The organism is Pseudomonas sp. Marseille-Q7302 (genome assembly GCF_965111925.1).
Map to the genome: position 1 here is coordinate 1276868 of NZ_CBCOPK010000001.1, position 26160 is coordinate 1303027.

Consider the following 26160-nt stretch of genomic DNA (forward strand, 5'->3'; position numbering starts at 1 on the left):
GCCGACCATGACCGAGTCCGTCTCCGCCTACATGACCCGTCTTGGCCAGGCTGCCCGTGCCGCGTCGCGGGTCGCCGCCCGGGCGAGCACCGCCCAGAAGAATCGCGCGCTGCTCGCTGCTGCCGCGGCCCTCGACGCTTGCCGCGCCGAGTTGACCGCTGCCAACGAGCAGGATTTGAGCGCGGCACGGGCCAACGGCCTGGAGCCGGCCATGCTGGATCGTCTGGCACTCACGCCCCAGCGCATCGACGACATGATCGAAGGCCTGCGTCAGGTCGCGACCCTGCCCGATCCCATTGGCGAAATCCGCGACATGAGATACGTGCCCTCGGGCATCCAGCTAGGCAAGATGCGCGTGCCGCTGGGTGTCATCGGCATCATTTACGAGTCGCGGCCCAACGTGACCATCGACGCGGCCAGCCTCTGCCTCAAGTCCGGCAACGCCACCATCCTGCGTGGTGGTTCCGAGGCCATTCATTCCAACCAGGCCATCGCTGCCTGCATCCAGGCCGGTCTGGCCGAGGCCGATCTCCCTGCGGAGCTGGTCCAAGTGGTGGAAACCACCGACCGCGCCGCCGTAGGCGCGCTGATCACCATGCCCGAGTATGTGGACGTCATCGTGCCGCGCGGTGGCAAAAGCCTGATCGAGCGGATCAGTCGCGATGCCCGGGTGCCAGTGATCAAGCATCTGGATGGCATCTGCCATGTCTACATCGATCGCGCCGCCGATCTGGACAAGGCCATCCGCATCGCCGACAACGCCAAGACCCAGCGCTATGCCCCCTGCAACACCATGGAGACGCTGCTGGTTCATGCCGTCATCGCCGAGCAGGTGCTGCCCCCCCTGGCCGCCATCTACCGCGACAAGCATGTGGAGCTGCGCGGTTGCGAGCGGACCCGCGCGCTGCTCGGCACCGAGGTGCTGGCCGCGAGCGAAGAAGACTGGCGTACCGAATACAACGCGCCGATTCTGTCCATCCGGGTGGTGGACGGCCTCGACGCGGCTATCGAGCACATCAATGCCTATGGCTCGCAGCACACCGATGCCATCGTGACCGAAAACTTCAGCGACGCCCGGCGTTTCCTTACCGAGGTCGATTCGGCGTCGGTGATGGTCAACGCGTCTACCCGCTTCGCCGACGGCTTCGAATACGGCCTGGGCGCCGAGATCGGCATCTCCACCGACAAGCTGCACGCCCGCGGGCCGGTGGGCCTGGAAGGGCTGACCAGCGAGAAGTACGTGGTCTTCGGCGATGGCCACGTCCGTAGCTGATGAGCAGTCTGCCCACCCGCATCGGCCTGTTCGGCGGTACCTTCGATCCCGTGCACATCGGCCATCTGCGCGCTGCGCTGGAGGTAGCCGAGGCCCTGGCGCTGGACGAGCTGCGGCTGATTCCCAGCGCCCGGCCGCCCCATCGCGAGGCACCCAGCGTCTCCGCCGAGGATCGCCTGGCGATGGTGCGACTGGCGGTGGCCGACGTCGCGACCCTGGTGGTCGATGACCGGGAACTGCGCCGAACGCGCCACTCCTATACCATAGAGACCCTGGAAAGCCTGCGCGCCGAACTCGGCGATGAAGTGCAGCTGTTACTGATGCTGGGTTGGGACGCCTTTTGTGGCCTGCCAGGCTGGCATCGCTGGCGCGAGTTGCTGGAGCTGTGCCACATCCTGGTCCTGCAACGGCCCGACGCCGACAGCGAGCCCTGTCAGGAATTGCGCGATTTCCTGGCGGCGCGCAGTCAGCCCGATCCCCAGGCCCTGAAAGGGCCGGGCGGGCAGATCACCTTTATCTGGCAGAACCCGCTCGCGGTGTCCGCTACCCAGATTCGCGGCCTCTTGGCCACCGGGAAGTCGATCCGCTTCCTGGTGCCCGATGCCGTGCTTGACTACATCCGGACGCACGGTCTCTATCCGGCGTCCTCCGAACCGAGGTAAGAGCTACACCATGCAAAGCGAACAACTCGTCCAGGTGGCCATCGCCGCCCTGGAAGATATGAAGGCCCAGGACATCGTTTCCCTGGACGTGCGCGAAAAGACCAGCGTGACCGACATCATGGTCATCGCCAGCGGCACCTCCAGCCGCCACGTGAAGTCGCTGGCCGACAACGTGCTGGAAAAGGTCAAGCAGCAGGGCGTGCGCCCGCTGGGCAGCGAAGGCCTGGAAGGCGGCGAATGGGCGCTGCTGGACCTGGGTGACGTGGTCGTCCACGTGATGCTGCCGACCACCCGCGAGTTCTATGACCTCGAGCGCCTCTGGCGCGGGGCCGAGCAGAGCCGCGCCGCTCACGGCGAATAAGCCGGTGCGCCTGCGTCTCATCGCCGTCGGCTCGCGCATGCCGCGCTGGGTCGAGGAGGGCTGGCACGAGTACGTCAAGCGTCTGCCACCGGAACTGCCGCTGGAGCTCGTCGAGATCCCGCTGCAGACCCGTGGCAAGAACGCCGACGTCGCCCGGCTGATCCGCCAGGAGGGTGAGGCCATGCTGGCCAAGGTGCAGCCGGGCGAGCGCGTGGTGACCCTGGAGGTCACCGGCAAGCCCTGGAGCACCGAGCAACTGGCTGAAACACTCCAGCAGTGGCGCCTGGAAGCCCGCACCGTCAATCTCATGGTTGGCGGCCCCGAGGGCCTCGCTCCCGAGGTGCAGGCGCGCAGTGAGCAGCGCTGGTCGCTCTCGCCGCTGACCCTGCCGCATCCGCTGGTGCGCATCCTCGTCGGTGAACAGCTCTACCGTGCCTGGACCGTACTGGCCGGCCATCCGTATCACAAGTAGTCCGTACCTGCGATGTCGCAACCCATACGCCTCAAGGACCACGAGAAAGACGCCCAGCTCGTCCGCGCCCGCGTGATGGTCGGGGCGGCACTCTTTCTCGTGCTCGCCTGCGTACTGGTGGCGCGCATGTACTACCTGCAGGTCATCCAGTACCAGTACCACTCGACCCTCTCGGAAAACAATCGGGTCCACGTTCAGCCGATTCCGCCTACCCGTGGGCTGATCTACGACCGCAACGGCATCATCGTCGCCGACAACCGCCCCAGCTTCAGCCTGACCATCACCCGTGAGCGGGCTGACAACTGGCGGGAGACCCTCGATACCCTGGTTCAGGTCCTGGGCCTGACCGAGGAAGATCGCGAGCTGTTCGAGAAGCGCATGAAACAGGGCCGGCGGCCCTTCGAACCGGTGCCGGTGCTATTCGAGCTGACCGAGGAGCAGATCGCCAAGATCGCCGTCAACCAGTTCCGTCTACCCGGGGTCGAGGTGACGGCGCAGCTGGTGCGCCACTATCCCATGGGCGAGCACTTCGCTCATTCCGTGGGCTACGTCGGCCGGATCAATGAGCAGGAGCTCAAGCGCCTGGATCCGGTCAACTACAGCGGCACCCATCATATCGGCAAGACCGGCGTGGAGCGCTTCTACGAACCCGAGCTGCATGGCGAGGTGGGTTACGAGGAAGTGGAGACCAACGCCCGCGGCCGGGTGTTGCGGGTGCTCAATCGCACCGACCCCAAGCCGGGCAAGGACATCGTCCTGACCATCGATTCCCGCCTGCAGGCCGCCGCCGAAGCCGCCCTGGGCGGGCGCCGCGGTGCCATCGTCGCCATTCAGCCCAAGACAGGCGAGGTGCTGGCCATGGTCAGCCAGCCGAGCTACGACCCCAATCCCTTCGTTACCGGGATCAGCTTCAAGGAATATTCCGAGCTGCGCGATTCCATCGATCGCCCGCTCTACAACCGCGTGCTGCGCGGGCTCTACCCGCCGGGCTCGACCATCAAGCCGGCGGTGGCCATCGCCGGTCTCGACAGCGGCGCCACCACGCCCCAGGCGCGGATTTTCGATCCGGGCTACTACGAGCTGCCCAACTACGATCATAAGTACCGCAACTGGAACCACGGCGGCGAAGGCTACGTGGATCTGGACATGGCCCTGATGAGATCCAACGACACCTATTTCTACGATCTGGCCCACAAGATCGGCATCGACCGGCTCGCCGAGTACATGGGCAAGTTCGGGCTCGGGCAAAAGGTCGCCCTGGACATGTTCGAGGAGTCCCCGGGGCTGATGCCTTCGCGCCAGTGGAAGCGCGCTACCCGTCGGCAGGCCTGGTTCCCGGGTGAGACGCTGATCCTCGGTATCGGCCAGGGCTACATGCAGACCACGCCGCTGCAGCTGGCCCAGGTCACCACCCTGATCGCCAACCACGGCAAGTGGATCCGTCCGCACCTGGCCAGAACCCTGGACGGCCAGCCGCCGGTGGACACCAATCCCATGCCCGATATCCAGCTCAAGGACGACAGCTACTGGGATCGTGCAGTCCACGGCATGGAGATGGTGGTGCAGAATCCCCGCGGCACCGCGCACAAGATCAATGTCGGTGCCCAATACCGCATCGCCGGCAAGAGTGGTACCGCCCAGGTGGTCGCCATTCGCCAGAACGAGAGGTACAACTCGGCGGCGCTCAAGGAGCGGCACCGTGACCACGCCCTGTTCGTGGCCTTCGCCCCGGCGGACAATCCGCAGATCGCCGTGGCGGTGATGGTCGAGAACGGCGAGTCGGGCAGTGGCGTGGCCGCCCCGGTGGTGCGCCAGGTCCTCGACGCCTGGCTGCTCGATGACCAGGGCCATCTCAAGGCGGAATACGCCAAGCCCAGTACCGCTGCGGCCACTGCCGCCGCGACCAAGGTGCAGCCATGAGTCTTGCCCCCAACTTCGATCGCACCATCCCCGAAGGGGACGTGATGAAGCGGCGCGCCACCCTGCTGCAGCGCCTGCATATCGACGGTCCCCTGTTGATCCTGCTGCTGATGCTGGGAGCGACGGGCCTGTTCGTCCTCTACTCCGCAGGCGGTCGCAGCCTCGACCTGCTGTTCAAGCAGGCCAGCTCCTTTGGCCTCGGCCTGGTGGCCATGGCCATCGTCGCCCAGCTGGAGCCGCGCTTCATGGCGCGCTGGGTGCCGCTGGGCTACGTGATCGGCGTGGCCCTGCTGGTGGTGGTGGACGTCATGGGCCACAACGCCATGGGCGCCACTCGCTGGATCAACATTCCCGGGGTGATCCGCTTCCAGCCATCGGAATTCATGAAGCTGCTGATGCCCATGATGATGGCCTGGTACCTGTCCAAGCGCAGCCTGCCACCGAACTTCAAGCACAGCCTGATCAGCCTGTCGCTGGTGGTGGTGCCCTTCGTGCTGATCCTCGACCAGCCCGACCTCGGTACCGCCATGCTGGTGCTGGCCTCGGGTGGCTTCGTGCTGTTCGTTGGCGGCCTGCAATGGCGCTGGCTGATCGGTGCGGTGAGCGCCGCGGTCCCCCTGGCGGTGGCCATGTGGTTCTTCGTCCTGCACGACTACCAGAAGCGCCGGATCCTGACCTTCCTCGATCCGGAAATGGATCCGCTGGGGGCCGGCTGGAACATCATCCAGTCCAAGGCCGCCATCGGCTCGGGCGGGGTGTTCGGCAAGGGCTGGCTGCTGGGTACCCAGTCTCATCTGGATTTTTTGCCGGAAAGTCACACGGACTTTATCATTGCCGTGCTCGGTGAAGAGTTCGGCATGGTGGGCGTCTGCCTGCTGCTGGTGCTCTATCTGCTGCTCATCGGTCGCGGGCTGACCATCACGGTGCAGGCCCAGACGTTGTTCGGCAAGTTGCTCGCCGGCGGCGTGACCATGACCTTTTTCGTCTATGTCTTCGTCAACATCGGCATGGTCAGCGGGCTCTTGCCCGTGGTGGGCGTACCGCTGCCTTTCATCAGTTATGGCGGCACCTCGGTGGTTACCTTGTTCACCGGGTTCGGAGTTTTGATGTCGATCCACACGCACCGCAAGTGGATCGCCCAGGTTTAACACGCAACACAGAGGGTTAGATGCCGACAATGGGATGGATGCATCGCTGCCTGCAGAGCCTGGGGCTCGCGGCGGCGATGGGCGTGACGACCGGTGTCGTCGCGGGTGACTACGACACGGCACCGCTGACGCGCGACTTCATCGCCGAGATGAGTCAGAGTTACGGCTTCGCCCCGGAACAGCTGCAGGCGCTGTTCGGCGAGGTCGAGCGCAAGCAGGCCATTCTCGACGCCATCTCGCGACCGGCCGAGCGGGTCAAGCCCTGGAGCGAATACCGGCCCATCTTCATCACCGATCGTCGCATCGCTCAGGGCGTCGAGTTCTGGAAGGCCCACGAAGAGGCACTTGCCCGTGCCGAGCGTGAATACGACGTACCGGCCCAGTTCATCGTCGCCATCATCGGCGTGGAAACCTTCTATGGGCGCAACACCGGTAACTACCGGGTGCTGGATGCGCTCTCGACCCTGGCCTTCGATTATCCGCCGCGTGCACCTTTCTTCCGCAGCCAGCTGCGGGAATTCCTGCTACTCGCCCGCGAACAGCAGGTCGATCCCCTCAGTCTCACCGGCTCCTATGCCGGTGCCATGGGGCTGCCGCAATTCATGCCGGGCAGCTTCCGCGCCTATGCGGTGGACTTCGACGGCGACGGCCACATCAACATCTGGTCCGACCCCACCGATGCGATCGGCAGCGTGGCCAACTACTTCAAGCGCCACGGCTGGTCCGGCCGCGGGCCTACCGCCATCCGTGCCCAGGTCAGCGGTGACCGGGCGGAGGAGGGCGTGGTGGCCGGAATCGAGCCGGTCAAGAGCGTCGCCGAGTTGCGCGCCCTGGGCTGGAACGCCCAAGACCCTGCCCTGCGTGACGATTTGCGTGTAACCTCGTTCCGCCTCGACGGAGACAAGGGACCGGAGTACTGGATGGGCCTGCCCAATTTCTACGCCATTACCCGATATAACCGCAGCGTCATGTACGCCATGGCGGTGACCGATCTGGCGACCGCCATTGCCGAGCGCCATGCCGCGGAGGGTGCCAAGCCGTGATGCGTCTGACTGCCATGGCGCGCCTGGCCGGCTGCCTGGGCCTCGGCCTGCTGCTGGTGAGCTGCTCCAGCCAGGCGCCCAAGCCGACCAGCAAGGGCGTCGCGGGGCCGGGTGGCTACCTGCGTCCGCACCGTGACGGCGCACCCTGGTGGGACGTGGACGTCAGCCGCATTCCCGATGCCGTGCCCATGCCCTACAACGGGCCGCTGAAGAACAACCCCTACACCGTGTTGGGCAAGACCTACTTCCCGCTGACCGACTCGCGCAACTACCGCGCGACCGGTACGGCGTCCTGGTATGGCACCAAGTTCCACGGCCAGGCCACCGCCAACGGCGAGACCTACGACCTCTATGGCATGACCGCCGCGCACAAGACCCTGCCGCTGCCCAGCTATGTGCGAGTCACCAACCTGGACAATGGCCGCAGCGTCATCCTGCGCGTCAACGACCGCGGTCCCTTCTACTCCGACCGGGTCATCGATCTGTCCTTTGCCGCCGCCAAGAAGCTCGGCTATGCCGAGATCGGTACCGCGCGGGTCAGCGTCGAGGGTATCGATCCGCAGCAGTACTGGGCCCAGCGCGGTCAGGCGGTGCCCATGGTGCTGGCGCAGCCGCGCCAGGCGCCGGTGGCCCAGAAAACCACCGAGACGCAGACCTTCGGCGCCATCGAGACCTATACGCCACCGGTCAACCAGCACGCCGAGCCGGTGACCCCGGCCGTCGTCGACGCAAAAAAAAACGTTTCTGTCCCAGCCGCTGGGCTCTATCTGCAGGTGGCGGCCTTCGCCAATCCGGACGCTGCGGAACTGCTCAAGGACAAGCTCAGCGACCTGACCGGTGCCCCGGTGTTCATCAGTTCGACGGTGCGCAACCAGCAGACCTTGCATCGGGTCCGTCTCGGACCGGTCCAGCCGGCTGAGGTCGCCCAGCTCCAGAACAGCGTACGCGTGGCCCGGCTGGGTCAGGCGTCTCTCGTGCAACCGGATTGAAGCAAGGATGCTTCATGACGCCCAGCCGCCGACCCCTGCCTTCGTGATCCGCCCCGTGCGGATCGAGGTGGGCCTGGTGTCCTGGGTCCGCTGCTCCTGCCATACCCCAACCTTTCAGAGATTCGGATGACAATCGCAAAAATCGCTCGACGCCTGCTCCTCCTAGTAACGATCGCCTGTGTCCCGGCCGTCTGGGCGGCCGAGACAATGGTCCCGGCAGCGCCCCAGCTGGCCGCCAAGGCCTGGATTCTCATGGATGCCAACAGCGGCGCCGTGCTCACCGAATCCAATTCCGACCAGCGCCTGCCGCCGGCCAGCCTGACCAAGCTGATGACCGCCTATATCGCCACCCTGGAAATCGACCGGGGGCGCATCAAGGAATCCGACATGGTCACCGTCAGCGAGCACGCCTGGCGTACCGGCGGTTCGCGGATGTTCATCAAGGTCGGTACCCAGGTGTCGGTCGGTGACCTGCTGCACGGCATCATCATCCAGTCCGGCAACGACGCCAGCGTCGCCCTGGCCGAGCACATCGCTGGCAGTGAAGATGCCTTCGCGGACATGATGAATACCACCGCGCAGAAGCTGGGCATGCAGAATACCCACTTCATGGACGCGACCGGTCTGCCGGACCCGAACCACTATTCCTCGGCCCATGACATGGCCATCCTGGCGCGCGCCATCATCAATGCCGATGCCCAGCACTACGCCATCTACTCCCAGAAGGAATTCTTCTGGAACAACATCAAGCAGCCCAACCGCAACCTGCTGCTGTGGCGCGACAAGACCGTCGACGGCCTGAAGACCGGTCACACCGACGAAGCCGGCTACTGCCTGGTGGCTTCGGCCGTACGCGACGGCATGCGCCTGGTCGCCGTGGTGTTCGGCACCAACAGCGAACAGGCCCGCGCCGCCGAGACCCAGAAGCTGCTGACCTACGGCTTCCGCTTCTTCGAGACCCAGTCCTTTTACAAGAAGGGCACCGAGCTGGCCAAGGCGCCGGTCTGGAAGGGCGACGCTCGTGAGGTCCAGGCCGGTCTGGCCAATGACCTGACCATGACCCTGCCGCGCGGCCAGGCCAAGAAGCTGCATGCCGAGATGGTGCTCAATCCGCAGCTGACCGCTCCCATCGCCCAGGGCCAGGTGATCGGCAAGGTCGAGGTGAAGCTGGATGACAAGGTGGTGCACACCGCCGACCTGGTCGCCTTGCAGCCGGTCGAGGAGGGTGGCCTCTTCCGTCGCCTGTGGGATAGCATTCGCCTGTTCTTCTACGGATTGTTCAACTGATCCGTTGTTCTGGAAAGGCCCGCGCTCGCGGGCCTTTCGCCCCCTGCCGACAGCGGTCGGCCTGGAAGTCCGCATGACCGAAGACGTACAACCCCCCAAGATCGAATTTCCCTGCCCGCGTTATCCCATCAAGGTGATCGGTGATGCCGCTGCCGATTTCGCCGAGCTGGTGCTCGATACCGTCCAGCGCCATGCGCCGGATCTCGACCGTGGCACCCTGGTGACCCGCGATAGCCGCAATGGTCGCTTCCTGTCGGTGCAGGTACTGATCACCGCTACCGGCGTGGATCAGCTGCAGGCCATTCACCAGGATCTGCGCGCCACCGGCCGCGTACACATGGTGATCTGATGACCATTCCCGCCCCGGCAAGCCTGGGCGTGCGCCGCTGGGGCCTGCGGCCCTACGAGGCGACTCTGGAGGCCATGCGCCGCTTCACCGATGAGCGCAGCGCCCAGACGGTCGATGAACTCTGGCTGCTCCAGCACCCCGCGGTCTTCACCCAGGGTCAGGCCGGCAAGCCCGAGCATCTGCTTGCCGTGGGCGACATTCCGGTGGTGCAGGTCGATCGTGGCGGCCAGGTCACGTACCATGGTCCCGGTCAGCTCATCGCCTATGTGCTGCTGGATGTTCGCCGCAAGGGCCTGGGCGTGAGAGAATTGGTCAGCGCCATGGAAGACAGCCTGATCGCGCTGCTCGCCGATTGGGGTGTGCAGGCCGAGGCCCGCGCCGATGCGCCGGGTGTCTATGTGGACGGCGCCAAGATCGCCTCGCTGGGGCTGCGCATCCGTAATGGGCGTTCCTTCCATGGACTGGCGCTCAACGTTGACATGGATCTGGCGCCCTTCCGCCGGATCAACCCCTGCGGTTATGCCGGCCTGGCCATGACCCAGCTCCGCGATCTGGTGACCGGGCCACTAGCTTTCGACGACGTCCGCGAGTCTCTGGTCCGTCACCTGAGTCTGCGCCTGGGCTACCCCGAACCGATCACCCTGGAATCGGATTGACATGACCACTACAGTACAAGACAGCGTCCAGACCCTTACCCCGCCCGCCCGCCCCAACAAGGTGGAAGCCGGCGTCAAGCTGCGCGGTGCCGAGAAGGTCGCGCGCATCCCGGTAAAGATCATTCCTACCGAGGAGTTGCCGCGTAAGCCGGACTGGATCCGCGTGCGCATCCCGGTTACCCCCGAGGTCGAGCGCATCAAGCAACTGCTGCGCAAGCACAAGCTGCACAGCGTCTGCGAAGAGGCCTCCTGCCCGAACCTGGGCGAGTGCTTCTCCGGCGGCACCGCCACCTTCATGATCATGGGTGACATCTGCACCCGTCGCTGCCCCTTCTGCGACGTTGGCCACGGCCGGCCGAAGCCGCTGGACGTGGACGAGCCGAAGAACCTGGCAGTGGCTATCGCCGACCTGGGCCTCAAGTACGTGGTGATCACCTCGGTGGACCGCGACGACCTGCGTGACGGTGGTGCCCAGCACTTCGTCGACTGCCTGCGCGAGATCCGCAAGCTCACGCCCGGCATCCAGCTGGAGACCCTGGTACCCGACTACCGCGGCCGCATGGACGTCGCCCTGGCGATCACCGAGCAGGAGCCGCCGGATGTCTTCAACCACAATCTGGAGACCGTCCCGCGCCTGTACAAGGCCGCGCGCCCCGGTTCAGACTTCGAGTGGTCGCTCGACCTGCTGCAGAACTTCAAGAAGCGCGTGCCCCACGTGCCGACCAAGTCCGGCCTGATGCTGGGCCTGGGCGAGACCGACGAGGAAGTCATCGAGGTCATGCAGCGCATGCGCGAGCACGAGATCGACATGCTGACCCTCGGCCAGTACCTGCAGCCCTCGCGCAACCACCTGCCGGTGCAGCGCTTCGTCCACCCGGATACCTTCGCCTGGTTTGCCGAGGAAGGCGCCAGGATGGGCTTCAAGAACGTCGCTTCCGGTCCGCTGGTGCGCTCGTCCTACCACGCCGACCAGCAGGCGCACGGCGCCAAGAAGATCAGCTGATCCTCGCGTCGTAATAGAGAAGGGCAGCCACTGGCTGCCCTTTTTCATGCTGGCTGCGCAGCCAATCCCTCACCGACCCGCTTTTAGCGTCCTCTCCCTGAGGGAGAGGGTTGGGGTGAGGGCGCGCGCCATCAGCCGCGCAGCACGCCGTCCACCAGCGCCTTGGCTTCTTCCTGGATGCGGCCCAGGTGGGCTTCGCCCTCGAAGCTTTCCGCATAGATCTTGTAGACGTCCTCGGTGCCCGAGGGGCGGGCGGCGAACCAGCCGTTCTCGGTGACCACCTTGAGGCCGCCGATGGCGGCGCCGTTGCCGGGAGCCTCGGTGAGGATCGCGGTGATTGGCTGGCCGGCCAGCTCCTTGGCCGTCACCTGGGCCGCGGACAGCTTGCCGAGTCGGGCCTTCTGCTCGCGGTCGGCGGCGGCGTCGATGCGCTGGTAGACCGGCGCGCCGAAGCGCTCGGTCAGGGCCTGGTAGCGCTCGCCCGGGTCCTTGCCAGTCACGGCGGTGATTTCCGCCGCCAGCAGGCCGAGGATGAGGCCGTCCTTGTCGGTGGACCAGGCGCCGCCAGCCTTGCGCAGGAAGGACGCGCCGGCGGATTCCTCGCCACCAAAGCCCAGGCTGCCGTCCAGCAGGCCGTCGACGAACCACTTGAAGCCTACCGGCACTTCCACCACCTGGCGGCCGATGCCCTGGGCCACCCGGTCGATCATCGAGGAAGACACCAGGGTCTTGCCGATGCCGGCCTGCTGGCTCCACTGGGGTCTATGGGTGAACAGGTACTCGATGGCCACCGCCAGGTAATGGTTGGGGTTGAGCAGGCCCACCGAGCGGGCGACGATGCCGTGGCGGTCATGGTCGGTGTCGCAGGCGAAGGAGACGTCGAATCTGTCCTTGTTCTCGATCAGGCCGGCCATGGCGTGGGGCGAGCTGCAGTCCATGCGGATCTTGCCGTCCCAGTCCAGGCGCATGAAGCGGAAGGTCTGATCGACACGGGTCGACAGCACTTCCAGCGGCAGGCCATAGCGCTCGGCGATGCGCGGCCAGTAGTGCACCCCGGCGCCGCCGAGGGGGTCGACGCCAAAGGTCAGGCCGGAGCCACGGATGGCGTCCAGGTCGATGACCTGGCCCAGCCCGCTGACATAGCTGTCGAGGAAATCGAATCTCTGGGTAGTGGCAGCCTTGAGCGCCTGGCGATAATCCATGCGCTGGACACCTTCCAGACCGTACGCCAGCAGGGCATTGGCACGGTCCTGAATCCATTTGGTGACGTTGGTGTCGGCCGGACCGCCATTGGTGGGGTTGTACTTGAAGCCGCCATCGGCCGGCGGGTTGTGCGACGGGGTGATGACGATGCCGTCGGCCAGGCCCGAGGTGCGGCCGGCGTTGTATTCGAGGATGGCGTTGGACAGCGCCGGGGTGGGCGTATACCCCGGCTCACCGTTGGTCTCGGCGCAGCCCGCGTCGATACGGACGTCCACGCCGTTGGCGGCCAGGACTTCCAGGGCGGAGATGAAGGCCGGCTCGGACAGCGCATGGGTGTCCATGCCCATGAACAGCGGACCGTCGACGCCCTGCGCCTTGCGGTACTCGCAGATGGCCTGGGTGATGGCGAGGATGTGCCACTCGTTGAAGCTGCCCTTGAGCGAGGAACCGCGGTGCCCGGAGGTGCCAAAGGCCACCTGCTGACCCGGATCGCTGGGCTCGGGGCGATCACTGTAGTAGCGCGCCACCAGGCGCGGCAGATGGGTCAGGGTATTCTCGTCGGGGAGGCGTCCTGCGTTGGCGGCAATACTCATCTCGGGTTCCTTGGCTTGAATGGAGCCCGGGCGTTCGAGTACCCCGGGCGACGCGACTCGCGTTCGACCTTGGCGATCGCAGTTTGCTCATTACGCCCGAGAGGCGATCCTCAGAATGCGGATTCGTGCACGCTGAGGCCGCCTGGCAGGGCAGGGTATCAGCCGCGCAATTTTTCCAGCAGCTGATGATTGGGATAGCCGTCTGCGGGCCAGCCCTGGGACTGCTGATAGGCGCGGATGGCCTTGCGGGTGTTGGCGCCGATGATGCCGTCGGCGCTGCCCGGGTCCAGGCCGAGCGCAGCCAGACGCTGCTGCAGTTCGACGCGCTCGCTGCGGCTCAGCGGCAGGTCGTCGGTGGGCCAGCTGCCAGCGATCTGGCCGGCGTCGCGATAGCGATCCGAGAGCAGCGCCACGCCCAGGGCGTAGGAGCTGGAGTTGTTGTACCTGAGGATGGTGCGGAAATTGTTGAGCACCAGGAAGGCCGGGCCGCGATGGCCGGCAGGCAGTAGCAGCGAGGCGCTGTCGCTAGGCAGGGCCGCCGGTTGCGGCAGGCCGAGGCCCTGGACGCCCAGGGCGTTCCACTCGGCCAGGGTCTTGCGCACGCCCATGTCGGCCAGGCTGTAGTCGAAGTTGGTCGGTACCCGTACCTCGTAGCCCCAGGGCTTGCCATCCTGCCAGCCGGAGGCCTTGAGGTAGTTGGCGGTGGAGGCCAGGGCATCGGCAGTGGAGCCCCAGATGTCGCGGCGACCGTCGCCGTCGAAGTCCACCGCGTACTGGTCGTAGGTGGTGGGAATGAACTGAGTCTGGCCCATGGCGCCCGCCCAGGAGCCGATCATGCGGTCGGCGGTGACGTCTCCGTGCTGCAGGATGCCGAGGGCGGCGATGAGCTGGTCCTGGGCGAAGTCCGGGCGGCGACCTTCGTAGGCGAGGGTCGCCAGGGAGCGGATGACGCCCTTGTTGCCCATGTTGTTACCGTAGTTGCTCTCCATGCCCCAGAAGGCCACCAGACGCGCGGGCTCGATGCCGTAGCGGGCTTCCAGGGAGGCCAGCAACCCCGCTTGTTGAATGAGCAGGCTCTTGCCATTGCGCACGCGCAGCGGCGAGACGGCGGATTCCAGGTATTCCCAGACCGGCTTGGTGAATTCGGGCTGGCTGCGATCGGCGGCGATCACCGCCGGATCGGGCTCGACGCCGGCGAAGGCCTGGTCGAAGGTCGCTGCCGAGACGCCACGGCCCAGCGCCAGGGTGCGGAAACGGCTACGCCACTGCTCGAAGCTCTCGTCCGGCTGGGGCATGGCCTCGGCCGCGTTGGCGGAGGCGTTCGCCGCAGGGGCGGGACTGGGCGAGGTCGGAGAGGAGGACGCCGTGGTGGGCGCCGTCTGAGTCTGGGCGCAGGCGGCCAGGGCGGCGGTCAGCAGGGTGACCAGGGTTCCGGCGAGGAGGCCGCCGGTCTTGAATCCGCGGGTTTTCCCGAATTGCATCTGTCTCCACCGGACGTCTAGGCAGGAAGCCTCACCTTAGCACGGCCCGGGTCCTGGCGTCTGGGCCTAGCTTTCAGGCGGCCAGAAAGACCGAAGCCTTCTCGTCTTGCAACGAGAAGGCTTCGCGGCGGTAGCTGCCTTTGCCCTTGGCGGGTCGCTCCTGGCGTGAGCGAAAACAGGGATCGCTGACGAGGACCTTGGCCTTGTTAGGGCCGCGGCTGTATTTCTTGGCCATGCGTGCGTACTCCGAAGGAGGGATGTCACCCCTTGATGGGGGCATGCCAGTCTATTGCAAGGGCCGGGGATTACAAGGAGCGGCTATGGCGAGGGCTTGGTCAGCGTCAGCCGCTTGCCAGCAAGCATCAGGGCGAGGCTGGCGAGGGTCAGCCAGACATCGCCAGGTGCCTGTCCCTTGATCTGTTCGTCGGCGACCTGGGCGTCCCGCAGCAGGGCTTCCAGACGGCGTGCGCCCTGGCGCTGCAGGGCCCGACTGACCAGGGGGCGGCGCTTGTCCCACACCGGCGGCTTGACCTGAGTGAAGGCGCGCTCCAGGGGCGTGCCGCTTTCCTGCAGGTAGGCCAGGTTGGCCAGCAGGCGTAGTTCGCGGGCCAGGGCCCAGAGCACCACGGCCGCTTCCACGCCTTCACCGCGCAGGCCTTCGAGGATGCGCACTGCATGCTCGGCATCACCGGCCAGGGCAGCGTCGAGCAGGCCGAAGACGTCGTAGCGGGCGCTGTCGGCCACCGTGGCGCGTACCGTCTCGGCGTCCACCTGGGAGCCCTCGGTGAGCAGGCGGAGCTTTTCGATTTCCTGGGCAGCGGCCAATAGATTGCCTTCCACCCGCTCGGCGATCAGCTCGACGGCTTCAGGGGTAGCGGCCAGGCCCAGACGCGACAGACGCTGGTTGATCCACTGCGGCAACTGCGCCAGTTCCACCGGCCAGATCTGCACGAATTGCGCCTGCTCGTGCTCCAGCAGGGCCTTGGCCCACTTGGTCTTCTGGGCCGCGGCATCGAGCCGCGGCAGACTGATCAGCAGCAGGGTGTCTTCGGCGGGGCGGGCCAGGTAGTCGAGCAGGGCGGCGGAGCCCTTGTCGCCGGGCTTGCCGGTGGGCAGGCGCAATTCGAGGATGCGTTTCTGGGCGAACAGCGAAAGGCTGGCGCCGGCCTCGTAGAGACGGCCCCAGTCGAACCCGGCATCGACGTCGAAGACCTCGCGTTCGTCGAAACTCTGGGCGCGGGCCGCGCCACGAATGGCGTCGCTGGCTTCCTGGCAGAGCAGGGGCTCATCGCCGCTGACGGCATAGACGGCGGCCAGCGAGCCCTGGAGCTGCTTGCCCAGCTGGTTGGCGTTGAGTTTCATGGTGAACCGGGATGGCAAACCGGAGCCTTGCGGCTCCGGGTGCGGCGCTTAGCGCGCAGGGGTGGGGATTTCGATGGGCGACTGCTGCGGCGGGGCGGACTCGCGGGCGCGGCGGTCGGCTTCGGCCTTGGCGGCGGCGCGGGCGTCGGCGTCGCGTTGCAGCTTGTCCAGACGCTCCGGCGTCAGGGCCTGCAGGCGAGCGGCCAGCTGCTGCACCAGTTCGCGACGCATTTCGCGACGCAGCTGGTCCTTCTGCTGTTCGGAACCGACTATGTTGTTCTGGTCGGTCACGTAATAGCGCTGGGTTTCCAGGTAGTCGCTGACCAGCACCGCCTGGTTCTTGCCGACGATGGTGTAGGGCTGACGGGTAGTCAGCTCCACTTCGGCACTGCGGGCGCCGCTGGTGTAGCTGGCCGTGCGCTCGCTCTGGGCTTCGCCGCCCAGATCCAGGGTGTAGGGCGCGCCCGAGGTGATCCGGACATGGGCGTCTTCGAGCATGTCGCGCACGTCCTTGACGGTCTGGCCGTAGGCGTCGCGTGCCGTCAGGTTCAGCTCGTTCACGGTCAGGCGCGTTTCGCCGGTGCCGCGTAGCTGGAAGCCGCAGGCGGTCAGCAAGGTCGCCAGGCCGACTACCGCAAGGCCGGGGAGAATCCGTTTCTTCATCTGTTGTCTGCTCCGTTCGCGTGTCTTAGTTGGCGACGATGTTGACCAGTTTACCCGGGACCACGACGACCTTGCGGATGGTCAGGCCCTCGGTGAAGCGTGCCACGTTCTCGTTGGCGCGGGCGGCGGCCTCGATGGTCTCGCGGCTGGCGTCGGCCGGTACTTCGATCTGGCCGCGCAGCTTGCCGTTCACCTGGATGACGATCTGCAGGCTGTCCTGCACCAGGGCGCTTTCGTCGACCTGCGGCCAGCGGGCATCGATGACCGCATCGCTGTGGCCCAGCTGCTGCCAGAGGCCGTGGGCGATGTGCGGGGTGATGGGCGCCAGCAGCAGGGTGACGGCCTCCAGGCCTTCCTGCAGCAGACGGCGATCGGTATCGCTGTCCTGGGCGGCCTTTTCCAGCACGTTCATCAGGGTCATGACCGCGGCGATGGCGGTGTTGAACTTGTGATGCTGACCGATATCCTGGCTGGCCTGGCGGATGGCCAGGTGGATGGCGCGGCGTACGTCCTTCTGGGCGGGCGACAGCTCGCCGAGGGCGCCGGCGCTCGGCAGCCCCTGGCCCACATGGGCCTGGGCCAGACGCCAGACACGACGCAGGAAACGGCTGGCGCCTTCGACGCCGGAGTCGGACCATTCCAGGCTCATGTCCGGCGGCGAGGCGAACATCATGAACAGGCGGCAGGTGTCGGCGCCGTACTGGTCGATCATCGCCTGAGGGTCGACGCCGTTGTTCTTCGACTTGGACATCTTCTCGACGCCGCCGATTTCCACCGGCTGGCCATCGCTCTTCAGGCGCGCGCCGATCACCTTGGCCTTGGCATCGCGCTCCACCTCGACATCGGCCGGGTTGAACCAGTCCTTGCTGCCGTTGGGATTGGTGCGGTAGTAGGTCTCGGCCACCACCATGCCCTGGGTCAGCAGGTTCTCGAAGGGCTCGTCGGAATCGATCAGGCCCTGGTCACGCATCAGCTTGTGGAAGAAGCGCGAGTAGAGCAGGTGCAGGATGGCGTGCTCGATGCCGCCGATGTACTGGTCGACGGGCAGCCAGTAGTTGGCTTCTTCCTTGTCCAGCATGCCGCCGGTGAAATTGGGCGAAGCATAGCGGGCGAAGTACCAGGAGCTTTCGACGAAGGTATCCATGGTGTCGGTTTCGCGGCGGGCCGGCTGGCCGTTGCGCGGATCGACGGTCTCGTAGAACTCGGGCATGCGCGCCAGGGGCGAGCCGGCGCCATCGGGTACCACGTCTTCGGGCAGCACCACCGGCAGCAGGTCGGCGGGCACCGGGATGTCGACGCCGTCGTCACCGTGGATGATGGGGATCGGGCAGCCCCAGTAGCGCTGGCGGCTGATGCCCCAGTCGCGCAGGCGGAACTGGGTGCGCGGCTGACCCAGGCCCTTGGCCTGCAGATCGGCGCCGATGGCGTCGAAGGCGGCGTCGTAGGCGAGGTTGTCGTAGGCGCCGGAATTGATCAGGAAGCCTTCCTTGCTGCCGTACCAGTCCTTCCATTGCACCGGGTCGAACTGGTAGCGCTCGTATTCCGCCGGGCTGTAGTCGTCCGGATTGGCCAGCACACGGGTGGCCTCTTCGGTATCCACCACCTGGACGATGGGCAGCTGGTACTTGTTGGCGAATTCGAAGTCACGTTCGTCGTGACCGGGAACGGCCATGACCGCACCGTCGCCGTAGTGCATCAGCACATAGTTGGCGACCCAGACTGGTAGGCGGGCATCGGTCAGCGGGTGACAGACGAACAGGCCGGTATCCAGGCCTTTCTTCTCCTGGGTGGCGATGTCGGCCTCGGCGACGCCGCCGCGCTTGCACTCGTCGATGAAGTCCTGCAGCTGGGCATTGCCCTGGGCGGCCTGGGTGGCCAGCGGGTGTTCGGCGGCCACGGCGACATAGGTGGCGCCGAGCAGGGTGTCGGGGCGGGTGGTGAAGACCTTCAGGGTGCCTTCGGCGCCGATGCTCTCCTGGTCATAGGGGAACTGCACCTCCATGCCGCGGGACTTGCCGATCCAGTTGCGCTGCATGGTCTTGACCTGCTCGGGCCAGCCGGGCAGGCCGTCGAGGGAGGTCAGCAGCTCTTCCGCATAGTCGGTGATGCGGAAGTAGTACATGGGGATCTCGCGCTTCTCGATCAGCGCACCGCTGCGCCAGCCGCGGCCGTCGATGACCTGCTCGTTGGCCAGTACGGTCTGGTCCACCGGGTCCCAGTTCACCGTACCGTTCTTGCGGTAGATGATGCCCTTCTCGAACAGCTGGGTGAACAGCCACTGCTCCCAGCGATAGTAGTCGGGCTTGCAGGTGGTGACCTCACGGGACCAGTCGATCGCCAGACCCAGGCTCTGCAGCTGGGACTTCATGTAGGCGATGTTCTCGTAGGTCCACTTGGCCGGGGCCACGCCGTTCTTCATGGCGGCGTTTTCGGCGGGCATGCCGAAGGCGTCCCAACCCATGGGCTGCAGGACGTTCTTGCCCAGCATCCGCTGGTAGCGGGCAATGACGTCGCCGATGGTGTAGTTGCGCACGTGCCCCATGTGCAGCTTGCCGCTGGGGTAGGGGAACATCGACAGGCAGTAGAACTTCTCCTGGCCCGGGCGCATGGTGGCCTTGAAGGACAGATTCTGGTCCCAGAAGGACTGGGCGGCGGCTTCTATTTCGCAGGGCTGATAGTGTTCTTGCATGGGCGTGTCGAGGGCTGCAGAGGCGTTTGATCGAGCCGCCAAGCATACATGACCCCCCGAGCGCGGGGAAATGTCCCGGTCCGCCGCTTGTTTCGCACTCCGGGGGAGGCAGGGTCCAGAGGGCCGTACTAGGCTATTCGAACGTCTGTTCAATTATCCGGGAGGATGATCGCCATCATGGGAAAGTTTCGACGCGAGTCCGAAAAGCTGCCCGTCGACGTACGCCTGCAACGCCGCCTGGCCCTGGCGCTGGATGAGGCCGCCACCCAGGAGCGCCTCTACGACAGCGCTGACGGGGAAATAGAGGTGCAGGGCCTGAGTCCGGCCGAGTACGCCCTGATCAGGCGCTGGCTGGAACGTCACCAGGCGACGGAGGCGGCCATGGCCTGCTGCCTGGGCTGCGGACGGGTACAGCCGGTGGGATCCTTCTGCAGTCACTGCCAGGGACGCCAGGTCCTGGTCGAGAGTCCTTCTGCTCGGGTCCGCGCTCCCCTACACTGAGCGCCGCCGCGACCTGGAGGTCGCCACCGACCGGAGGGACCATGGGTCTGCGTTATTTCTTCAAGCAACTGCTGCTGCCACCGGGCGGCCTGCTGTTGCTCCTGCTCTGTGGCTGGTGGCTGCGTCGTCGTCATCCGCGACTGGGGCTGGCCTGCTTCCTTTGCGGTCTGCTGGGCCTCTGGGCCAGTACCCTGCCGGCCATGGTGGAGTTCGGCGGTCGTCTGCTGGAACGCGATGCCGCCCTGCCCGAAGCCCGCTGGGCGGGCCTGGCGCAACAGGCGGATGCCATCGTGGTACTTGGCGCTGGCCGCGAGGTGGACGATCCCGGCTGGGGAGGCGATGCCGCCAGTCACCTGGCGGTGGAGCGACTGCGCTATGCGGCGCGCCTGGCCAAGGCCAGTGGCCTGCCGGTACTGATCACCGGTGGTTCGCCCCATGATCGCCCGCTGAGCGAGGCGGCGCTGATGACCGAGGTGATGGAGCGCGACCTGGGGGTTCCGGTGCGCTGGCAGGAAGAGGCCAGCCGTACCACCTGGGAGAACGCCACCCTGAGCGCGCCGCTGCTGCGCGAGGCCGGGGTCAAGCGGGTGGTGCTGGTGACCCAGGCCTACCACATGGCCCGTTCGCGCTGGTGCTTCGAGCGCCAGGGCTTCCAGGTGGTCGCCGCGCCCATGGGCTTCATCGGCATCCCCAACGGCCGGCCCTTTGGTGGCTGGTTGCCGGAAGCCAAGGCGGTCGAGCAGACCGCCCAGTTGCTCAACGAGACTGCCGGGCTCTTGCTCTATCCGCTCGCCTATCGCTGAGTCACCACCAGCGGTGCCTCTTCCGGACGATCCTGCCGCCGCAACAGCAGGCCCCACAGCAGCACCAGGACGGAAAAGATCGCCAGCGGCCAGAGGCGGTAATGCAGGTAGGGCGTCAGGCCATCCATGGGCACCACGGTGCCCTGCAGCACGCCGACCTGGAAGGCCGGGATCTGCCGGCTGATACGCCCGAAGGGATCGACCAGGGCGGTGATGCCGTCGTTGGTGACCCGTACCAGCCAGCGACCGGTTTCCAGGGCACGCATCTGCGCCATCTGCAGGTGCTGTTGCGGACCGATGGACTTGCCGAACCAGGTGTCGTTGCTGATGGTGAGCAGCAACTGGCTCTGGGCGGCCAGGTCGGCGACGAACTCCGGATAGACCACCTCGTAGCAGATGTAGGGCGCCACCCGATAACCCTTCACCAGCAACGGTTCCTGGTGCTCGGGGCCGCGGACGAAGTCGGACATGGGCAGATCGAAGAAGCCGATCAGGCCCCGCAGGTATTCCTGCAGCGGCACGTATTCGCCAAAGGGCACCAGTTTCTGCTTGTAGTAGGTGCCCGAGCCGTTGCCGACCGCGGTGATGCTGTTGAAGTAGCGCGAATCGCCATCGGCATCGCGTTCGCGGGCGGGCAGGCCGGTGACCAGGGCCCCGCCATGGGCGGCCACTTGCGCCCCTTCGGCGGCGAGGAAGTCGCCGACGTATTCACGCAGCACGGGAATGGCGTTTTCCGGCCAGACCACCAGGTCGGCATCGGTCTGCTCGGCGGTATGGTCGCGATAGAGCGCCAGGGTTGCCCGTGCATGGTCCGGATTCCACTTGAGTTCCTGGGCGATGTTGCCCTGGACCCCGGCGACCTTGAGCGGAGCACCGGCCGGTTGCGTCCACACCTGGCCCTTGAAGACATCGCCCGCGACCCAGGGCAGGGTCACCAGCACCAGGGCCGCGATCAGGGCCACCGGCCGCAGGATCAGCCGTGGGGCATTGACCAGCAGGGCCGCGGTAAAGGCCAGCACGGCCGAGATCAGCCAGACGCCGCCCAGGGGCGCCAGGCCCTGCAGAGGGCCGCTGAGCTGGCTGTAGCCGAGCAGCAGCCAGGGAAAGCCGGTCAGTGCCCAGCTGCGGAACAGCTCCAGGGCGAACCACAGGCCGGCGAAGGTGAGGGCATCGCCCAGGGGTGCCTGGTTGCGTCTCAGGCACAGCGCCCAGAGCCAGGCCGGCAGCGCGAAGAACAGCGCGATGCCGGCGCAGAAGCCTACGGTAAGCAGTAGCGCCAGGGGTACGGAGGCGGCGCCGTAGTCGTGGATGCTGACGTAGATCCAGCTGGTGCCGGCGAGGAAGGCGCCGAAGCCATAGCACCAGCCGCGCAGCAGGGCACGCCAGGCGGTGAGGCCCTTGAGGCCCAGGTAGAAGAGACCGGCCGACAGCAGGGCCAGTGGCCAGATATTGAAAGGGGCCAACGCCAGGGGCGTGAGGGCGCCAGCGAAGAGCGCCAGAAGGTTGCCCTTCCAGCCAGGTTGAGAGATCCAGCGCATCGAAAATCCTTGGTCCGATCGAGGCTGCGCAAGCTTACTCGCCAGCGCGAGTCAGTGCCAAAGGCGCTTGAGGGAGAGCGAGCCAGGTCGCAGTTGGGGAGGGGGTGGTAAAGGCTATCGCGGCCATGGCGATCCGTCGGTTGGGCTAGGACGACTCTATCGTTGAAGCCCAACAGTCGTGCAGTCGAGGCAAGGCCTGTTGGGCTTCGCTGCGGTCAACCCAACCTACGGCGGTCCGTAGGAGGGCGTGCGATGCGGGTTGCCTAGGCAGAGACCGGCCCTCACCCCAACCCTCTCCCGAAGGGAGAGGGGGCAAACACGGCTAGCGGTTGACCGGGGTCACCCGCAGCAGGTGGATGCGGCGGCCGTCGGCGTTGAGGACGCGGAAGCGGAAGTCATCGATCACCGTTTCCTCGTTGCGCTTGGGCAGGTGACCCAGGCGATTCATCACCAGGCCGCCGGCGGTGTCGGCGTCGGTGTCGGCGAAGCGAGTCTCCAGGGTCTCGTTGAGCGTCTCGATGGGCGTGAGCGCCTTAACCACGAAGTCGCCATTGGGCAGCGACTTGATGAAGCTCTCTTCCTCCACGTCGTGCTCGTCCTCGATCTCGCCGACGATCTGCTCCAACACGTCCTCGATGGTCACCAGGCCGGCGACGCCGCCGTACTCGTCCACCACGATGGCCATGTGGCTGTGGGTGGAGCGGAATTCGCGCAGGAGCACGTTGAGGCGCTTGGACTCGGGCACGAAGGTGGCCGGGCGCAGCACCGCCTTGAGGTCGAAGGGGAGCTCGTGGTCCAGCAGCAGCAGGGGCAGCAGGTCCTTGGCCAGCAGCAGGCCGAGGACGTCGTCAGGGCCGTCGCCGATCACCGGATAGCGGGAGTGGGCGGCCTCGATCACCGCCGGCAGGAATTCCGCCGGGGTCTGGTGGGCGCGGATGCTGATGATCTGGGAGCGCGGCACCATGATGTCGCGCACCTGCAGGTCGGCTACCGAAATGGCGCCCTCGACGATGGACAGCGCCTCGCTGTCGAGCACCTTGTTCTCGTGCGCTTCGCGCAGCAGTTCCAGCAGTTCCTGGCGGCTCTTGGGTTCATGGGCAAAGGCCTGGACGATGCGTTCCAGCCAGGAACGATGCCCATTGCCTGATCGATCTTCGTTCATGTGTGTGTCATTCACCGTAGGGATCGGGATAGCCCAGTTCAGCGAGCAATTGGCGTTCCAGGTCTTCCATCTCCTCGGCTTCGTCATCTTCCAGATGATCGTAGCCAAGCAGGTGCAGGCAGCCGTGGATGACCAGGTGCGCCCAGTGCGCCTTCACGGGCTTGCCTTGCTCGGCGGCTTCGCGGGCCACCACGGGGGCGCAGATCACCAGATCGCCGAGCAGGGGAATATCGAGGAATTCGTCCGGCACGTCGGCCGGAAAGGACAGCACGTTGGTGGCGTAGTCCTTGTGCCGCCAGGTGCGGTTGAGCTCGCGGCCCTCGTCTTCGTCCACCAGGCGAATGGTGAGCTCCGAATCGCCCTGGCGGGCGCGCAGGGCCAGTTCACACCAGAGGCGTAAGTCCGGCTCCTCGGGAAGGTCGGCCGCCTCGCTGGCGACCTGGACGTCCAGCTCAATCGCCATGGCGATCCTCGCCGTTGCCGCGTGTCTTGTCCTGCAGCGCCTCGAAGCGGTCATAGGCCTCGACGATGCGCTGCACCAGCGGATGGCGCACCACGTCCTTGGACTCGAAATGGGTGAAGCCAATGCCGGGCACGTCACGCAGGACCTCGATGACATGCTTGAGGCCCGACTTGGTACCACGCGGCAGGTCGACCTGGGTGACGTCACCGGTAATCACCGCGGTGGAGCCGAAACCGATCCGGGTGAGGAACATCTTCATCTGCTCGAGGGTGGTGTTCTGGCTTTCGTCGAGAATGATGAAGCTGTTGTTGAGGGTCCGGCCACGCATGTAGGCCAGCGGCGCGACCTCGATGACCTGCCGCTCGATGAGCTTGGCCACCTGCTCGAAACCAAGCATCTCGTAGAGGGCGTCGTACAGGGGTCTCAGATAGGGGTCGATCTTCTGTGCCAGATCGCCGGGCAGGAAGCCGAGCTTCTCGCCGGCTTCCACCGCCGGGCGTACCAGCAGGATGCGGCGGATCTGCTCGCGCTCCAGGGCGTCCACGGCGCAGGCCACGGCCAGATAGGTCTTGCCGGTACCGGCCGGGCCTATGCCGAAGTTGATGTCGTGATCGAGGATCGACTTGACGTAGCGCTGCTGGTTGGCACCACGCGGACGGATCATGCCCTTCTTGGTGCGCAGGGCCACGCTGGTGTCGCCGCCGCTACGGTGCTCTTCCTGCAAGGCTTCCAGGCCGGACTCCTGCAGATAGAGGTGCACTAGCTCCGGCGCCACCGCTGTGCCACTGGCGGTCTCGCGATAGAGGCGCTGCAGGAGGTTCTGGGCCGCGCGGGTGCGCTCGGGATCGCCGACCAGTTCGAACTGGTTGCCGCGGTTGCGGATCTCGATGCCAAGACGCCGTTCGATCTGGCGCAGATTCTCATCGAGCTGGCCGCACAGGTTGGCGAAACGGTCGGCATCGAAGGGTTCGAGGGTGAAATGCTGGAGCGTCTGGGGGGTATTCAAGGTGTGCTGGGAGACCCTTTGGATTGGCTTTACGAAAACTTGACGTAGCGTGAGAGTAACCTGCGTCGCGCCCTTGGCAAAGGGCACGTGCGACCATCCATCAGGCCAGGGCGGCGGCGACGGTCGGGCGGGCGCCGTTGGCGACCGGAGCGAGCAGGGTGCCACGCAGCGAGTGCGGCAGGGCTTCGTCGATGTGCACCTGGACGAACTGGCCGATCAGGCTGGCGTCGCTGCAGCGGAAGTTGACGATGCGGTTGTTCTCGGTGCGGCCCTGCAGCATGCCGGGATCGCGCTTGGAGAAGTCGCTGACCAGGATGGTCTGGACGCTGCCAGCCATGCGCCGGCTGATCTCGAAACCCTGCTGGTGGATACGCGTCTGCAGGATCTGCAGACGCTGCTTCTTGAGCTCGTCCGAGGTGTCGTCGACCAGGTCGGCCGCCGGAGTGCCAGGACGCGCGCTGTAGATGAAGGAGAAGGAAAAGTCGAAACCGACGTCCTCGATCAGCTTCATGGTCTGCTCGAAATCCTTCTCGGTCTCGCCGGGAAAGCCGACGATGAAGTCCGAGCTGATGCAGATGTCGGGCACCGCCGCCTTGAGCTTGCGGATGCGCGACTTGTATTCCAGCGCCGTGTGGTTGCGCTTCATGGCGGCCAGGATGCGATCCGAACCGGCCTGCACCGGCAGGTGGACGAATTTCACCAGTTCCGGGATCTCGGCGTGGGCCTGGATCAGGGCGTCGGAGAACTCCAGCGGGTGCGAGGTGGTGTAGCGGATGCGGTCGATGCCGTCGACCGCCGCCACCACATAGAGCAGCTCGGCGAAGTCGGCGATGCGGCCGTCGCCGGTGGCGCCGCGATAGCCGTTGACGTTCTGGCCCAGCAGGGTCACTTCTCGTACCCCGTGCTCGGCGAGGTGGATGATCTCGGCCAGGACGTCGTCCAGCGGCCGGCTGACCTCTTCACCACGGGTATAGGGCACCACACAGAAGGTGCAGTACTTGCTGCAGCCTTCCATGATGGAGACGAAGGCGCTGGGGCCGTCGATGCGCGGCTCGGGCAGGCGGTCGAACTTCTCGATCTCGGGGAAGGAGATGTCCACCTGGGGTGACCGGGTGGTGCGCGCGGCGTCGATCATCTCCGGCAGCCGGTGCAGGGTCTGGGGACCGAAGACCACGTCGACATAGGGCGCGCGGTCGCGAATGGCAGCGCCTTCCTGACTGGCCACGCAGCCGCCGACGCCGATCACCAGGTCGGGATTCTCCAGCTTGAGTTCGCGCCAGCGACCGAGCTGGGAGAACACCTTCTCCTGCGCTTTCTCGCGGATCGAGCAGGTGTTGAGCAGGATGACATCGGCCTCGGCCGGATTCTGGGTGACTTCCAGCGGCTCCCGTTCGCCGAGCAGGTCGACCATGCGCGACGAATCGTATTCGTTCATCTGGCAGCCATGGGTTTCGATATAGAGCTTCTTGGACATGCGCGGCAGGGAGTCGGTGGCGAGTGGACCGCGCATTATAATGATGGCCTTCCGCACGG

25 protein-coding genes are annotated in these 26160 nt (G+C 65.9%); 14 read left to right on the forward strand and 11 right to left on the reverse strand.

All coding sequences use genetic code 11. The features are described from left to right. The first annotated feature begins 7 nt into the window (after nt 1-7). The 12 genes from ACWPW1_RS05935 (at nt 8) to lipA (ending at nt 11163) form a co-directional block, all read left to right on the forward strand. A complete protein-coding gene (locus tag ACWPW1_RS05935) occupies nt 8-1273 on the forward strand; it encodes a glutamate-5-semialdehyde dehydrogenase (protein ID WP_454252555.1) in 1266 nt (421 codons plus the stop codon). Continuing rightward, complete coding sequence (nadD, locus tag ACWPW1_RS05940) at nt 1273-1935, forward strand: nicotinate-nucleotide adenylyltransferase (protein ID WP_017642517.1); 663 nt, start codon at nt 1273-1275, stop codon at nt 1933-1935. Before ACWPW1_RS05935 ends, nadD begins: the two co-directional genes overlap by 1 nt. A 10-nt stretch (nt 1936-1945) precedes the next feature. Further along, nucleotides 1946-2296 (forward strand): ribosome silencing factor, encoded by a 351-nt coding sequence (gene rsfS / locus ACWPW1_RS05945; protein WP_059313888.1) that lies wholly within the window; start codon nt 1946-1948, stop codon nt 2294-2296. Nucleotides 2297-2300: 4 nt separating this feature from the next. Next, a complete protein-coding gene (gene rlmH, locus ACWPW1_RS05950) occupies nt 2301-2768 on the forward strand; it encodes a 23S rRNA (pseudouridine(1915)-N(3))-methyltransferase RlmH (RefSeq protein WP_007159668.1) in 468 nt (155 codons plus the stop codon). Between the two features lie 12 nt (nt 2769-2780). Next, a complete protein-coding gene (mrdA, locus tag ACWPW1_RS05955) occupies nt 2781-4688 on the forward strand; it encodes a penicillin-binding protein 2 (protein ID WP_059313889.1) in 1908 nt (635 codons plus the stop codon). Nucleotides 4689-4732: 44 nt separating this feature from the next. After that, entirely contained in the window at nt 4733-5836 is a 1104-nt protein-coding gene (gene rodA / locus ACWPW1_RS05960) for a rod shape-determining protein RodA (RefSeq protein WP_271655909.1), read from the forward strand. A gap of 20 nt (nt 5837-5856) precedes the next feature. Beyond that, nucleotides 5857-6879 carry a lytic murein transglycosylase B gene (gene mltB, locus ACWPW1_RS05965; RefSeq protein ID WP_434775954.1) on the forward strand — a complete coding sequence of 341 codons (1023 nt, stop codon included), beginning with the start codon at nt 5857-5859 and terminating at the stop codon, nt 6877-6879. Further along, a complete protein-coding gene (locus ACWPW1_RS05970; protein WP_059313892.1) occupies nt 6879-7868 on the forward strand; it encodes a septal ring lytic transglycosylase RlpA family protein in 990 nt (329 codons plus the stop codon). Before mltB ends, ACWPW1_RS05970 begins: the two co-directional genes overlap by 1 nt. Before the next feature lie 126 nt (nt 7869-7994). Next, nucleotides 7995-9155, forward strand: a complete 1161-nt coding sequence (locus ACWPW1_RS05975; protein ID WP_059313893.1) for a D-alanyl-D-alanine carboxypeptidase family protein — start codon at nt 7995-7997, stop codon at nt 9153-9155. 73 nt (nt 9156-9228) lie between these two features. Further along, nucleotides 9229-9504, forward strand: a complete 276-nt coding sequence (locus ACWPW1_RS05980) for a DUF493 domain-containing protein (RefSeq protein ID WP_059313894.1) — start codon at nt 9229-9231, stop codon at nt 9502-9504. Then, the gene (gene lipB, locus ACWPW1_RS05985) at nt 9504-10160 is read left to right on the forward strand and encodes a lipoyl(octanoyl) transferase LipB (protein ID WP_059313895.1); all 657 of its coding nucleotides are present in this window, start codon (nt 9504-9506) and stop codon (nt 10158-10160) included. The genes ACWPW1_RS05980 and lipB overlap by 1 nt, the downstream gene beginning before the upstream one ends. A gap of 1 nt (nt 10161) precedes the next feature. Beyond that, nucleotides 10162-11163: a lipoyl synthase gene (gene lipA, locus ACWPW1_RS05990; protein WP_271654108.1), complete on the forward strand. Its 1002-nt coding sequence runs from the start codon at nt 10162-10164 to the stop codon at nt 11161-11163. Nucleotides 11164-11294: 131 nt separating this feature from the next. Here lipA and pgm read toward each other — a convergent pair whose 3' ends face one another. From pgm to leuS, 6 genes are all read right to left on the reverse strand, one after another. Then, entirely contained in the window at nt 11295-12959 is a 1665-nt protein-coding gene (gene pgm, locus ACWPW1_RS05995) for a phosphoglucomutase (alpha-D-glucose-1,6-bisphosphate-dependent) (RefSeq protein WP_454252556.1), read from the reverse strand. 158 nt (nt 12960-13117) lie between these two features. Continuing rightward, nucleotides 13118-14440: a lytic murein transglycosylase gene (locus tag ACWPW1_RS06000; RefSeq protein ID WP_434775957.1), complete on the reverse strand. Its 1323-nt coding sequence runs from the start codon at nt 14438-14440 to the stop codon at nt 13118-13120. 73 nt (nt 14441-14513) lie between these two features. Next, nucleotides 14514-14675 carry an alternative ribosome rescue factor ArfA gene (arfA, locus tag ACWPW1_RS06005; RefSeq protein ID WP_059313899.1) on the reverse strand — a complete coding sequence of 54 codons (162 nt, stop codon included), beginning with the start codon at nt 14673-14675 and terminating at the stop codon, nt 14514-14516. A gap of 83 nt (nt 14676-14758) precedes the next feature. Continuing rightward, nucleotides 14759-15802, reverse strand: coding sequence for a DNA polymerase III subunit delta (gene holA / locus ACWPW1_RS06010; protein WP_454252557.1), 1044 nt, complete (start codon nt 15800-15802; stop codon nt 14759-14761). A 48-nt stretch (nt 15803-15850) separates the two neighbouring features. Beyond that, nucleotides 15851-16465 carry an LPS-assembly lipoprotein LptE gene (locus ACWPW1_RS06015; protein WP_059313901.1) on the reverse strand — a complete coding sequence of 205 codons (615 nt, stop codon included), beginning with the start codon at nt 16463-16465 and terminating at the stop codon, nt 15851-15853. Between the two features lie 25 nt (nt 16466-16490). Beyond that, entirely contained in the window at nt 16491-19154 is a 2664-nt protein-coding gene (gene leuS, locus ACWPW1_RS06020) for a leucine--tRNA ligase (protein WP_454252558.1), read from the reverse strand. Nucleotides 19155-19331: 177 nt separating this feature from the next. Here leuS and ACWPW1_RS06025 point away from each other — a divergent pair, with 177 nt between their 5' ends. Further along, nucleotides 19332-19655, forward strand: coding sequence for a hypothetical protein (locus tag ACWPW1_RS06025; RefSeq protein ID WP_237140571.1), 324 nt, complete (start codon nt 19332-19334; stop codon nt 19653-19655). Nucleotides 19656-19696: 41 nt separating this feature from the next. Continuing rightward, nucleotides 19697-20458 carry a YdcF family protein gene (locus ACWPW1_RS06030; protein ID WP_454252559.1) on the forward strand — a complete coding sequence of 254 codons (762 nt, stop codon included), beginning with the start codon at nt 19697-19699 and terminating at the stop codon, nt 20456-20458. On the opposite strand, the gene lnt is transcribed toward ACWPW1_RS06030, so the two are convergent. The 5 genes from lnt to miaB all read right to left on the reverse strand — a co-directional run bounded on the left by lnt (nt 20449) and on the right by miaB (nt 26101). Beyond that, nucleotides 20449-21996, reverse strand: a complete 1548-nt coding sequence (gene lnt / locus ACWPW1_RS06035; protein ID WP_454252560.1) for an apolipoprotein N-acyltransferase — start codon at nt 21994-21996, stop codon at nt 20449-20451. The genes ACWPW1_RS06030 and lnt overlap by 10 nt on opposite strands. A gap of 322 nt (nt 21997-22318) precedes the next feature. After that, a complete protein-coding gene (locus tag ACWPW1_RS06040) occupies nt 22319-23158 on the reverse strand; it encodes an HlyC/CorC family transporter (RefSeq protein ID WP_059313906.1) in 840 nt (279 codons plus the stop codon). A gap of 7 nt (nt 23159-23165) precedes the next feature. After that, nucleotides 23166-23621: an rRNA maturation RNase YbeY gene (gene ybeY / locus ACWPW1_RS06045; protein ID WP_059313907.1), complete on the reverse strand. Its 456-nt coding sequence runs from the start codon at nt 23619-23621 to the stop codon at nt 23166-23168. Then, complete coding sequence (locus ACWPW1_RS06050) at nt 23611-24627, reverse strand: PhoH family protein (protein WP_454252561.1); 1017 nt, start codon at nt 24625-24627, stop codon at nt 23611-23613. The genes ybeY and ACWPW1_RS06050 overlap by 11 nt, the downstream gene beginning before the upstream one ends. Nucleotides 24628-24727: 100 nt before the next feature. After that, complete coding sequence (gene miaB, locus ACWPW1_RS06055; protein WP_454253901.1) at nt 24728-26101, reverse strand: tRNA (N6-isopentenyl adenosine(37)-C2)-methylthiotransferase MiaB; 1374 nt, start codon at nt 26099-26101, stop codon at nt 24728-24730. Between the last annotated feature and the right edge of the window lie 59 nt (nt 26102-26160).

Bases quoted from the DNA above. Each gene is read 5' to 3' on its own strand.
- ACWPW1_RS05935 (WP_454252555.1), top strand. From the start codon at position 8: ATGACCGAGTCCGTCTCCGCCTACATGACCCGTCTTGGCCAGGCTGCC.
- nadD (WP_017642517.1), top strand. From the start codon at position 1,273: ATGAGCAGTCTGCCCACCCGCATCGGCCTGTTCGGCGGTACCTTCGAT.
- rsfS (WP_059313888.1), top strand. From the start codon at position 1,946: ATGCAAAGCGAACAACTCGTCCAGGTGGCCATCGCCGCCCTGGAAGAT.
- mrdA (WP_059313889.1), top strand. From the start codon at position 2,781: ATGTCGCAACCCATACGCCTCAAGGACCACGAGAAAGACGCCCAGCTC.
- rodA (WP_271655909.1), top strand. From the start codon at position 4,733: ATGAAGCGGCGCGCCACCCTGCTGCAGCGCCTGCATATCGACGGTCCC.
- mltB (WP_434775954.1), top strand. From the start codon at position 5,857: ATGCCGACAATGGGATGGATGCATCGCTGCCTGCAGAGCCTGGGGCTC.
- ACWPW1_RS05970 (WP_059313892.1), top strand. From the start codon at position 6,879: ATGCGTCTGACTGCCATGGCGCGCCTGGCCGGCTGCCTGGGCCTCGGC.
- ACWPW1_RS05975 (WP_059313893.1), top strand. From the start codon at position 7,995: ATGACAATCGCAAAAATCGCTCGACGCCTGCTCCTCCTAGTAACGATC.
- ACWPW1_RS05980 (WP_059313894.1), top strand. From the start codon at position 9,229: ATGACCGAAGACGTACAACCCCCCAAGATCGAATTTCCCTGCCCGCGT.
- lipB (WP_059313895.1), top strand. From the start codon at position 9,504: ATGACCATTCCCGCCCCGGCAAGCCTGGGCGTGCGCCGCTGGGGCCTG.
- lipA (WP_271654108.1), top strand. From the start codon at position 10,162: ATGACCACTACAGTACAAGACAGCGTCCAGACCCTTACCCCGCCCGCC.
- pgm (WP_454252556.1), bottom strand. From the start codon at position 12,959: ATGAGTATTGCCGCCAACGCAGGACGCCTCCCCGACGAGAATACCCTG.
- ACWPW1_RS06000 (WP_434775957.1), bottom strand. From the start codon at position 14,440: ATGCAATTCGGGAAAACCCGCGGATTCAAGACCGGCGGCCTCCTCGCC.
- arfA (WP_059313899.1), bottom strand. From the start codon at position 14,675: ATGGCCAAGAAATACAGCCGCGGCCCTAACAAGGCCAAGGTCCTCGTC.
- holA (WP_454252557.1), bottom strand. From the start codon at position 15,802: ATGAAACTCAACGCCAACCAGCTGGGCAAGCAGCTCCAGGGCTCGCTG.
- ACWPW1_RS06015 (WP_059313901.1), bottom strand. From the start codon at position 16,465: ATGAAGAAACGGATTCTCCCCGGCCTTGCGGTAGTCGGCCTGGCGACC.
- leuS (WP_454252558.1), bottom strand. From the start codon at position 19,154: ATGCAAGAACACTATCAGCCCTGCGAAATAGAAGCCGCCGCCCAGTCC.
- ACWPW1_RS06025 (WP_237140571.1), top strand. From the start codon at position 19,332: ATGGGAAAGTTTCGACGCGAGTCCGAAAAGCTGCCCGTCGACGTACGC.
- ACWPW1_RS06030 (WP_454252559.1), top strand. From the start codon at position 19,697: ATGGGTCTGCGTTATTTCTTCAAGCAACTGCTGCTGCCACCGGGCGGC.
- lnt (WP_454252560.1), bottom strand. From the start codon at position 21,996: ATGCGCTGGATCTCTCAACCTGGCTGGAAGGGCAACCTTCTGGCGCTC.
- ACWPW1_RS06040 (WP_059313906.1), bottom strand. From the start codon at position 23,158: ATGAACGAAGATCGATCAGGCAATGGGCATCGTTCCTGGCTGGAACGC.
- ybeY (WP_059313907.1), bottom strand. From the start codon at position 23,621: ATGGCGATTGAGCTGGACGTCCAGGTCGCCAGCGAGGCGGCCGACCTT.
- miaB (WP_454253901.1), bottom strand. From the start codon at position 26,101: ATGTCCAAGAAGCTCTATATCGAAACCCATGGCTGCCAGATGAACGAA.